The organism is Sandarakinorhabdus limnophila DSM 17366, from assembly GCF_945882885.1.
GTDB classification, from domain to species: Bacteria; Pseudomonadota; Alphaproteobacteria; order Sphingomonadales; family Sphingomonadaceae; genus Sandarakinorhabdus; species Sandarakinorhabdus limnophila_A.
Map to the genome: position 1 here is coordinate 1 of NZ_CAMCWT010000050.1, position 10,000 is coordinate 10,000.

Here is a 10,000-nt window from a genome sequence, read left to right on the forward strand (position 1 = left end):
AGCGCACCATGTGGTCGCGCCGCGCCCAGGAATATGAAGCCAAGATCAATTCGGGCGATCTGGTGAGCATCGCAGAAGTGGTGCGCGATCTGCATCGCGCCGAAGACCAGCCGGAACAGAGCTATTCCGAACGGCAGATCTATGAAGCCGCCATTGGCCGCCTCGCCCGCGAACTGGCCGCGATGGAGAACATCGACGAGCCGGCTGCTCAGCAGAAGATCGAGCAAGTGCTGAAAGCGGCGTGAGCCGCTTCGACGAAGCCAACACGGCTTCGCGATGACACAGGCGCCGCTTCCCACCCAGGGAGCGGCGCCTGTTTCGTAATAGACTTGCAGCTGTCCAGCCCTTGTGTATTAATACAGCAATACACAAGGAGTTTCTGTCATGATCCGCCCCGCCCTGTTGCTGCTCACTGCTGCCATTGCCGCCGTTCCCGCCAGCGCTGCCGAACGCCGTTTCGATGCCTCAGGCTTTGACAAGGTGGCTGTCGGCGGCAGTGACAATGTGTCGGTGCGCCAGGGCAATGGCTATTCGGTCGTCGCCAGCGGTGAAGCGGCCGATCTCGACAAGCTTGAGGTGCGCGTTGAAAAGGGCGTGCTCCACATCGGCCGGAAGAAGGGCAACTGGAGCTTGGGCGGCAAGGATGTGAACCTCGCCGTCACCTTGCCGGCCCTGCACGGCTTGTCGCTCGCCGGTTCAGCCGACGTGCAGGCCGACAAGGGCAGTGGCGACACCTTCGAAATCCGAGTCGCCGGTTCAGGCAATCTGATGCTGGCCAGCCTCGATACCCGTACCGCCAATGTGGCCAATTCCGGTTCGGGCGACGTGAAGGTCGCCGGCCGCTGCGGCGCGCTGAATGTGAAGATCGCCGGCAGTGGCGATGCCGATCTGGCCAGCTTGGCCTGCACCAACACCGCGATCAGCGTTGCCGGTTCGGGCAATGTGAGTGCCCAAGCCAGCGGTCAGGCCGATGTGCGCATCACCGGCGGCGCCCGCTGTATCAAGAAGGACGCCGGCAGCGGCACCGTGCAGTGCAGGTGAGGCGGTTCAGCCGCGCCAGTGACTGGTGATGGCGGCAAGGTCTGGCCGCGGGCGTTCTTCCAGCGGCTTGCCCTGGCTGCCGATGAAGAAGAAGCCGGCGATGCGTTCTGGTACGGCGCCGCCCAGCAATGCCAGCACCTGTTCGTCAAATGCCGCCCAGCCCGTCAGCCAGTTGGCGACAAAGCCATGGGCGTGCGCGGCCAGCACCAGATTCTGGCAGGCGGCACCGACTGAAAGCTCCTGCTCCCACGCCGGAATATGGCTCGGCTTGGGGCTGGCGATCACAACCACAAGGCAGGGCGCCTGGGTGGCGAACTGGGTTACCGCTTCGCGCTCCAACCGGCCGGCGTCGGGCTTGCCCGCCAGATAGATGGCCATCAGCGCGTCTGCAAAGGCGGCGCGATTGTCGATCACCACGAATCGCCATGGGTTCAGCTTGCCATGATCGGGCACGCGCGCGGCTGCGGCCAACATGGCCTGCAACTGGCTGGCATCGGGGCCGGGTGCCACCATTTCGCGTGCCTTGCCGGAACGGCGGCTGGCGAGCAGGGCGGTGGTGCTGGTGGTATCGTTGAAATTGTCCATGGCGGTCGGCAGTAATGCGGCCCGCCTGAATTGCCAAATCGGATGACTGACTGTCGGTCCAGCGAAGGGGCTTCAGGCTTGCCAGCGCCGCCCGGCAGCGCGCGCCTGTAGGTTACAAAGGTTACAGTTTATTCTCGTGCGCGCGAGGCTGTTCGAGACTGCAAATTGAGACAGAACGGCGGGCCAACCCGAGCCGGATGATAAACGGAATTGCCCCCTGTAGGACAGCCGTCGTTTAGTCGGCCCGTACCAACGCCCCGCCCTTCATCACGAATCGCACCCGGGAGACAGCCGCCAGATCGGCGAGCGGATCGCCGGGCACTGCCACCAGATCGGCCAGCAGGCCGGGCGCGATGCGGCCGCGGTCGGTGAGCCCGAAATAGCGGGCGTTGCCGGCCGTGGCGGCGGTGAGCACAGCGGCGTTGGGCATCCCCGCCTTGGCCATCAGCAGCATCTCGCGGGCATTGGTGCCATGTTCATACACGCCGACATCGCCGCCCATGCAGATCGGCACGCCGGCCTTCATCGCCGACTGGAAGGCGGTACGGTCCTGTTGCACATCGGCCGGTGCCGGTTCCTGGCCGTTCCAGCCGCGATAGCGCGCGATGGCATCGCCGGCGGCAAGCGTCGGGCACAGCGCGGTCTTGTTCTTCGCCATCAGCGCAAAGGTGGCGGCATCGCCTTCGCTGCCATGTTCGATCACCTCCACCCCGGCAGCGGAGGCGCGGCGCATGGCTTCGGCTGTGTTGGCATGTACGGCAACTTGCCGCCCGCCATCATGGGCGGCGGCCACGGCAGCGGCAATTTCACCTTGAGAATAGGTCGGCCGGCTGCCTTCGCCGGGGCGCCAGCGATAATCGCCATAGAGTTTCACCACATCGGCCCCGGCGCCGATCTGGCGGCGCACGGCGCTCACCAGATTGGGGCCATCGGCTTCTTCGGCGCCCTGCGGCACCGCCCAGGCGTCGTTCTTCGGTGCATAGCTGCCCGGCGCGACAAGGGCGCGGGTGGCGATGATCATGCGGGGGCCGGGAACATGGCCTTCATTGATGGCGCGTTTCAGCCCGACATCGGCATTGCCGGCGCCTTCGGTGCCGAGATCGCGCACGGTGGTGAAGCCCGCCATCAGTGTGGCCTTGGCATGTACGACGGCGCGGGCAACGCGATAGGCCTCGCTTTCCTTCAGCACCTGATCGTCCCACGGCACCTTGTCATAGGGGTGAAGCAGCAGATGGCTGTGGCCTTCAATGAAGCCGGGCAGCAGCGTCTGGCCGGGCAGGGCAACGCGCTGGGCATCGGCTGGGGCGGCAAGATTCGGCCCCACCGCCACGATGCGCCCATCATCGACCAGCACCTGCCAGCCCGCGTGCATCGCGTCCCCATCCCACACCCGATCGGGCGTTATCAGCATGGGTGCGGCCACGGAAGGCAGTGGCAACAGGGCGAGGAGGGCGGGGAGCAGGTGACGGATCATGGCCCGAGCAGACTCTTGCGGGCGGCCAAGGTCAAGTCGGCTTGGCGGAACCGTTGCTGCCCGCTATCACCGGTGCCGGAAATGGCGCGCCTGGGTCTGGCGCGCGAGGGAGAGACATTTTGAGCGAGAACGCGAGCGCGGCGGCGGCAGATACCCGCCCGCAATGGTTCGGCCACCCGGCGCAGCTGGCGCGGCTGTTCACAACCGAAGCGATGGAGCGGTTCGGTTATTACGGCTTGCGGGCGCTGCTGACGCTCTATCTCGCCAACCATTTCCTGTTTTCCGACAGCACGACGACCAGCCTCTATGGCGGCTTCACCGCGCTGGTCTACCTCACCCCGCTGGTCGGCGGCTTGCTGGCCGACAATTATCTGGGATCGAAGAAAGCCGTGAAGTTCGGCGCCATATTGATGGCCCTGGGCTATTTCACGCTCTGTTTCGGTGGTGAGGCGGCCAAGCCCTGGGCCAAATTCGATGGCCAGCAATATGCGGTCAGCGTCGAAACCAAGGGTAATGACAATGCGCAGTTCGTCACGCTCGACGGCCAGAAGCTGCAGATCAAGGGCAATGAGGATGGCAGCGTCTCGCTGCTTGGTGCCGACGGTACCGAAGCCCGCCATATCGACAAGGGCGGTTTCGAAGCCGGCGGGGAGCGCGATGCGCTGTTCGTCACCATCATGCTGATCGGCCTGTCGGCGGTCACCATCGGCAATGGCTTCTTCAAGCCCAATATCTCCACAATGGTTGGCAGCCTCTATGCCAAGGGCGACAGCCGCCGGGACGCGGGCTTCACCATTTTCTACATGGGCATCAACCTCGGCTCGCTGGGCAGCCAGCTCGCCTGTCCGTTTCTGGCCGATGCCTATGGCTGGTGGGCGGGCTTCCTGCTGGCGGCGCTGGGAATGGCGCTCAGCTGGTATCTGATCCAGTTCGCCGGGCCGAAGCTGGAAGGCTATGGCGAGCCGCCGGTCGGTGCACCCAACCGCGACATTCCCATCTATCTGGGCGCCATCGCCTTCGTGCCCTTGGTGTGGTTCCTGTTCACCAACCTGATGGCGGCCCCACCGCCGGTGGAAGGCGCAGGCTTCATAGGCTATCTGATGGGGTTGCCGATCCTGGGAAAGGTGCTGTTTGCCACCTTCCTGGCCTGCGTGGTGCTGATCCCGATCTGGTCGATCGTCTATGGCAACCGCGCTGAATGGCAGATGATGTTGGCAGCCATCATCTTGATCGTGTTCAACGTCGTGTTCTGGACGTTGTTCGAACAGGCGGGTTCCAGCCTGACGCTGTTTGCCGCGCGCAACACCGATCTGTCGATCTTTGGCCTGTTTGAAATCTCGCCGGGGCAGACGCAGTTCTTCAATGCCATCTTCATCGTCATGCTGGCGCCGCTGTTCAGCCTGCTGTGGCAGGCGCTGGGCCGGCGCGGGCTGGAACCGGGCATTCCGGTGAAGTTCGGCATGGCGCTGGCCGGCGTTGGCGGTGGTTTCCTGTTCCTGGTGTGGGGCACGCAATTTGCCGGTGATGATTTCAAGGTGGGCATCTGGTGGCTGGCTGGCCTCTATCTCATCCACTCCATGGCCGAACTGATGATCTCGCCGGTCGGCCTGTCGATGGTGACCAAGCTTTCCATCGCCCGTATCGTCGGCCTGATGATGGGCCTGTGGTTCGTCTCCATCGCCTGCGCGCAGTATGTGGGCGGCCTAGTGGCGCAGGTGGCCAGCGTTGAGACGGTGGGCGGGCAGGTGACCAATCTCAAGGTCAGCCTCGATACTTATGCCGGCGTGTTCCAAACTATCGGCCTGGCCTCGGCGGCGATTGGCGGCGTGCTGCTGCTCATCTCGCCCTTGATCAAGAAGCTGATGCACGGCGTGAAGTGAGCGGCTCTGGTCGTTCACAAAGCGCTTGGCCCGCCGTGTCCGCTGCTGCAATATCACTGCGGCGGCGGGGATTAGCCTCTGCCTAAAGGGAGAGCCCCATGTCTGATCTGATGTTGCTTGGGCTGCTGGTGGGCCTGTTCGTGGCCAGCCACGTACTGCTGTCGCACCCGCTGCGTGGCCTCCTGGTGGCGCGGCTGGGCGAGAAGCGCTTCGCCGTCGTCTATTCGCTGGTGGCGCTGGCCAGTTTCGGCAGCGCCGTGCAGTTGTGGCGGGAGACGCCCAAGGAACGGCTGTGGGATACGCCGGCAGGCGCTTACATCCCAGCGCTGGCGGCGATGCTGGTGGCTTGCATCTTCTTCGTGGGATCGGTGAGCGCGCCCAACCCGGCGATGATGCCGGGCGTGAAGGGGGAACCCAAGGGCCTGCAGCGCATCACTCGCCACCCGATGATGTGGAGCATGGCGATCTGGGCCGGCGTGCACATCATGATGACCGCTGATCCGCGCACCATCGTGCTGGCCAGCGGTGTGGCTGTGCTGGCGTTGTTCGGCACGGCCATGCAGGACGGCAGGAAGAAAGCGAAGAACCCCGCCTATGCCGCTCACATGGCGCGCACCTCGCATTTTCCGTTTCTGGCCATCGTGGCCGGCCGCCAACCATGGAGCGCGATCTGGCCCGGCCTGGTGCCGGTGCTGGGCGGGCTGCTGTTGTGGTTCTTGATCTTGTGGGCCCACCCGATGTTGATCGGCGTGCCGGCCGCCGACTGGAGTTATTTCCAATGAGCGATGTTGCAGGCAAGGCCATCTGGATCACCGGCGCTTCGGCCGGGATCGGCAAGGGGCTGGCGCTGGCGCTGGCGGCACAGGGCGCGCGGCTGGTGCTGTCGGGCCGCAACCAGGCAGCGCTGGAAGAGGTTGCCGCCCAATGCCCCGGCAGCATTGTCGAGGCATTTGAAGTGACCGATCTTGATTCGCTGCCGGCCATTGCCGCGCGGGTGGCGGCTGCGACCGGCGGTGTCGATTGGCTGGTGAACAATGCCGGCATTTCGCAACGCAGCCTGGCGCTCGATACCGCGTTGCCGGTTTACCGCACTCTGATGGAGGTGGACTTCTTCGCGCCGCTGCGGCTGACCCAGCTGGTGCTGCCGGCCATGGTGCAGCGCGGCTCGGGGCGAATCATCAACAACGCTTCGGTCGCCGGCAAGGTCGGCTCGCCGCTGCGCACCGGTTATTGTGCTGCCAAACATGCGCTGGTCGGCTGGTCCGACGCGCTCAGGGCCGAGATCGCCCAATATGGTGTGCAGGTGCACGTGCTCACCCCCGGCTTTGTCGCCACCGGCATCGGCAAGAACGCCTTGCGTGGTGATGGCAGCCAGAAGGGTGATGGCGAGGATCCGGTTGATGCCGGCATTTCCATCCACGAGGCTGCCGCGCAGATTATCGCCGGGATCACGGGCAATGTGCCCGAAATTCCCGTCGGCCGGGATGGCGCGGCCGAAATGCAGTTGCTCGGCCTGAAGCGGCAGGATCCGGAAGCCTGCTTCCAGTTGATGGCTGGCATGGCGCCCAAGGTGGCACGCTGAGGGGCCTGCGTCGTTTTTCCCTTGGCGGATGGGATTTGCCCGGCTAAGGCGCATTCAGGTAGCCGCAGCAGGAAAGCAGCGGGCTGCCTCTCGCGCAGCATCAGCCGGTACGCCAGTAAAGGGCAAGCCCGGTCGCGGATGGGCCTGTTGGCCCTCGGCGTCCGAACCGCGCGAAGGGCATGATTACACCCAACAGCCGCCGCGATATGGCCAGTCAACGGGGACAACGATCTTGATCAGGAACAACCAGCGGCGGCGGCGTGGAGGCGGCAACACCGGTCCGCGCCCGCAACAAATGGCTGGCGGCAACAATTACGGCGCCCGGCTTGATAACCGCCAGCGCGGCAATGCCACCCAGCTTCTGGAAAAATATCGTGCCCTGGCGCGTGATGCCCAACAGGCCGGCGACCGGGTGACGGCAGAATATTATCTGCAATATGCCGAACATTATTTCCGCATTTTGGGCGATCATCGTGATCGCCAGCCCGAAGGCCGCAACGGCCGCGACGGCTATGTTGATGACGGCGTGGACGGCGACAGCGGCAATGCCGAGAGCGACGACGATCGCGGTGATGACGGCGATCAACGCCGTGATGAGCGCGCCCGCGATGACCGGCCGCGTGATGATCGCCCCCGCGATGACCGTGAGCGTGGTCGCCGGGATGATCGCAACCGTGATGGCCGCACCCGTGACGACCGGCCCCGCGATGATCGTCCGCGTGACGAACGTCCCCGTGAAGATCGGCCCCGTGAAGATCGTGGCGCCGACGGCAACGGCCGTTATTGGCAGCGTGATCGCCGTGATCGCCGGCCGGAACGGTCAGAGCAGCCGCGGGATCAGGATTCAACTGATGCACCGGCGATCGATGACCGCGAATCGTTTCTGCAGGCGCTGCCACCCCCCGTCTCGCGCGGCGAGGGCCGTCGCCTGACCGTGCGTCGCGATGCGGAGGATGCCCCGGCAGCTCCGGTTCCGGCCGAATCCGTCGCCGCCGAAGCCGCTCCGGCTGAAAAGCCCGTGCGCCGCCGCACCCGCAAGCCGGCAGCGGAAACCAAATCGGCTGATTGACGCCGGCCTCTAGTCGCCCCGGCCCACGCTGTCGTCGTGGCCGGAGCGATTGGAGACGAACACCAGGCCCATTAGTGCGCCTGACAGCAACACAGAGCCGCCAACGCCGCCGGCCACCGCCAGCCACAATTCCCATCGCTGTGGCGCACCTGTGGCCTGCAGCCAGCCCAGTGCGGCCAGCACGGCCAGAAGCGCACACAGTGCCACGATGCGCATCAGGCGCCAGAAGGGCACCCAGGCAGCGCTGGTGGCAGCCGGCTCGGAAGGGCTGGGGCCTGGGCCATTCATTGTACTTTGCCTTCCGGTGGTGTTGGGCGCATGATTGCCGACCACGGCGCCAAATCGGCGCCCTTATTGGGAGGCGAATCATGCTCGGTTCATTTCTCGTCGGCAAGAAGCCGCTTGTCACAGTCGGCCGCGATTCGCCGATCACCCACATTGTTGCCCTACTTCATGAACATCGCATCGGCGCTGTGCTGGTGATGGATGGTGATGTCATTGCCGGCCTGGTGAGCGAGCGTGACATCTGCCGCGGCATGCACCTGCACGGGAAGGGCGTGCACGATGCCACCGCCGCTGATCTCATGACGGCGCCGGTGATCACGGCCGACGCACGCATGAACGTGTCTGATGCAATGGCGATCATGACCGACCGCCGATTCCGCCATCTGCCCGTGCTGGAAGGCGACCGGCTTCTGGGTCTCGTTTCGATCGGTGATCTCGTGAAGCGCCGAATCGAGGACGCCGAGGCCGAAGCCGAATCGTTGAAGCACTATATTGCCAGCTGATGCGGGCACGTTTGACCGATTGATTCGGCGGAATACCCGATTCTGTACAAGGCCTGGAGCTGCCAGGCGGCGACTGTGGAGGCGATTCTGCCGGATCCGGACATCGGGGTGGACTGATTCTGCCGGGCTTCCCCTGATGTGATGGCGGCAGTCCCCCCAGGCGCCCTGTGGACAAGGTTCACTTCTTCCAAGGAAGAGACAGAAAATTACACGATCTCGCAAAAAAGCGCTTGCAAGGCCGGTGGGTCGCCCATAGAGGAGCGCTCCCGGCCAACGGGGACGCCGCTTCCGAGCGACGCTCCCCAGGCAGCCAAGACAACAGCAACGGTCACCTTGACCCACCCTTAAAGTGGGCAAATAATCGTTGCGGTGCCGGGGATTTCAAGCTTCCGAACTAATTCGGAGGCGCCGGAAAAAAGTTGTTGACGGAGACTTTCGAGCGGACCATAAGCCTCCTCCGTCGCCGACGATGATCCCACCGCCCCGGTCCATTGGACCAGAGCAAAGCGTTTGCCGCCGACTTCGAAATTGACACCGGTCAGGAACCTGGTTCGCCAGGGGAATGTTCGGTGTCGCTCTTTCTCATCGTAGGTTAAAATGAAGGGACATGTGGGCGGCGGTCCACGGTTCGGGATTTCAGGTTCCGAGTGCCGTGGTTAAAACCGAAGCTTATATGTCTCAATACCACATAGCACACCGGCTTTTTGCCGGTTACGTTAGTGATCTTGTGAACAGAATAAGCTCCTGAACAACAGTCAGTTGCCAACGGTTTTCCCCGTAGCAGCTGGTTGCATGAACTTGAGAGTTTGATCCTGGCTCAGAACGAACGCTGGCGGCATGCCTAACACATGCAAGTCGAACGAACCCTTCGGGGTTAGTGGCGCACGGGTGCGTAACGCGTGGGAATCTGCCCTTAGGTACGGAATAACAGTGAGAAATTACTGCTAATACCGTATGATGTCTTCGGACCAAAGATTTATCGCCTAGGGATGAGCCCGCGTAGGATTAGCTAGTTGGTGAGGTAAAGGCTCACCAAGGCTACGATCCTTAGCTGGTCTGAGAGGATGATCAGCCACACTGGGACTGAGACACGGCCCAGACTCCTACGGGAGGCAGCAGTGGGGAATATTGGACAATGGGCGAAAGCCTGATCCAGCAATGCCGCGTGAGTGAAGAAGGCCTTCGGGTTGTAAAGCTCTTTTACCCGGGAAGATAATGACCGTACCGGGAGAATAAGCCCCGGCTAACTCCGTGCCAGCAGCCGCGGTAATACGGAGGGGGCTAGCGTTGTTCGGAATCACTGGGCGTAAAGCGTGCGTAGGCGGCCATTCAAGTCAGAGGTGAAAGCCCAGGGCTCAACCCTGGAACTGCCTTTGAAACTAGATGGCTGGAACACGGGAGAGGTGAGTGGAATTCCGAGTGTAGAGGTGAAATTCGTAGATATTCGGAAGAACACCAGTGGCGAAGGCGGCTCACTGGACCGTTGTTGACGCTGAGGCACGAAAGCGTGGGGAGCAAACAGGATTAGATACCCTGGTAGTCCACGCCGTAAACGATGATAACTAGCTGTTGGGGCTCTTG

At 63.3% G+C, this 10,000-nt stretch carries 10 protein-coding genes and 1 rRNA gene (1 of these 11 cut by a window edge); 8 read left to right on the plus strand and 3 right to left on the minus strand.

The genetic code is table 11. The features are described from left to right. Positions 1-245 (plus strand): CarD family transcriptional regulator (locus tag Q7O19_RS10710; protein WP_369692464.1); only part of this gene is annotated, 245 nt, incomplete at its 5' end. Between the two features lie 139 nt (positions 246-384). Next, positions 385-1,041: a head GIN domain-containing protein gene (locus tag Q7O19_RS10715; RefSeq protein ID WP_303810498.1), complete on the plus strand. Its 657-nt coding sequence runs from the start codon at positions 385-387 to the stop codon at positions 1,039-1,041. Between the two features lie 6 nt (positions 1,042-1,047). Here the strand turns inward: Q7O19_RS10715 and Q7O19_RS10720 are convergent, their stop codons facing one another. Then, on the minus strand, positions 1,048-1,626 hold the full coding sequence (locus Q7O19_RS10720) for a nitroreductase (protein WP_303782192.1): 579 nt from the start codon (positions 1,624-1,626) through the stop codon (positions 1,048-1,050). A 235-nt stretch (positions 1,627-1,861) separates the two neighbouring features. Beyond that, a complete protein-coding gene (locus Q7O19_RS10725) occupies positions 1,862-3,100 on the minus strand; it encodes an amidohydrolase family protein (protein WP_303810501.1) in 1,239 nt (412 codons plus the stop codon). 119 nt (positions 3,101-3,219) lie between these two features. Here Q7O19_RS10725 and Q7O19_RS10730 point away from each other — a divergent pair, with 119 nt between their 5' ends. The 4 genes from Q7O19_RS10730 to Q7O19_RS10745 all read left to right on the plus strand — a co-directional run bounded on the left by Q7O19_RS10730 (position 3,220) and on the right by Q7O19_RS10745 (position 7,631). Continuing rightward, a complete protein-coding gene (locus Q7O19_RS10730) occupies positions 3,220-4,980 on the plus strand; it encodes a peptide MFS transporter (RefSeq protein ID WP_303810502.1) in 1,761 nt (586 codons plus the stop codon). A 98-nt stretch (positions 4,981-5,078) separates the two neighbouring features. Next, positions 5,079-5,762, plus strand: a complete 684-nt coding sequence (locus Q7O19_RS10735; protein WP_303810503.1) for an NnrU family protein — start codon at positions 5,079-5,081, stop codon at positions 5,760-5,762. Next, complete coding sequence (locus Q7O19_RS10740; RefSeq protein ID WP_303810504.1) at positions 5,759-6,562, plus strand: SDR family NAD(P)-dependent oxidoreductase; 804 nt, start codon at positions 5,759-5,761, stop codon at positions 6,560-6,562. The genes Q7O19_RS10735 and Q7O19_RS10740 overlap by 4 nt, the downstream gene beginning before the upstream one ends. Before the next feature lie 28 nt (positions 6,563-6,590). Further along, the gene (locus Q7O19_RS10745) at positions 6,591-7,631 is read left to right on the plus strand and encodes a DUF4167 domain-containing protein (RefSeq protein ID WP_303810505.1); all 1,041 of its coding nucleotides are present in this window, start codon (positions 6,591-6,593) and stop codon (positions 7,629-7,631) included. A gap of 9 nt (positions 7,632-7,640) precedes the next feature. Here the strand turns inward: Q7O19_RS10745 and Q7O19_RS10750 are convergent, their stop codons facing one another. Beyond that, positions 7,641-7,919 (minus strand): hypothetical protein, encoded by a 279-nt coding sequence (locus Q7O19_RS10750; protein WP_303810506.1) that lies wholly within the window; start codon positions 7,917-7,919, stop codon positions 7,641-7,643. 80 nt (positions 7,920-7,999) lie between these two features. Here Q7O19_RS10750 and Q7O19_RS10755 point away from each other — a divergent pair, with 80 nt between their 5' ends. Both Q7O19_RS10755 and Q7O19_RS10760 read left to right on the plus strand, forming a co-directional pair. Further along, on the plus strand, positions 8,000-8,419 hold the full coding sequence (locus Q7O19_RS10755) for a CBS domain-containing protein (RefSeq protein WP_303810507.1): 420 nt from the start codon (positions 8,000-8,002) through the stop codon (positions 8,417-8,419). 794 nt (positions 8,420-9,213) lie between these two features. Beyond that, a 16S ribosomal RNA gene (locus Q7O19_RS10760) occupies positions 9,214-10,000 on the plus strand; it runs 700 nt beyond the window's last position.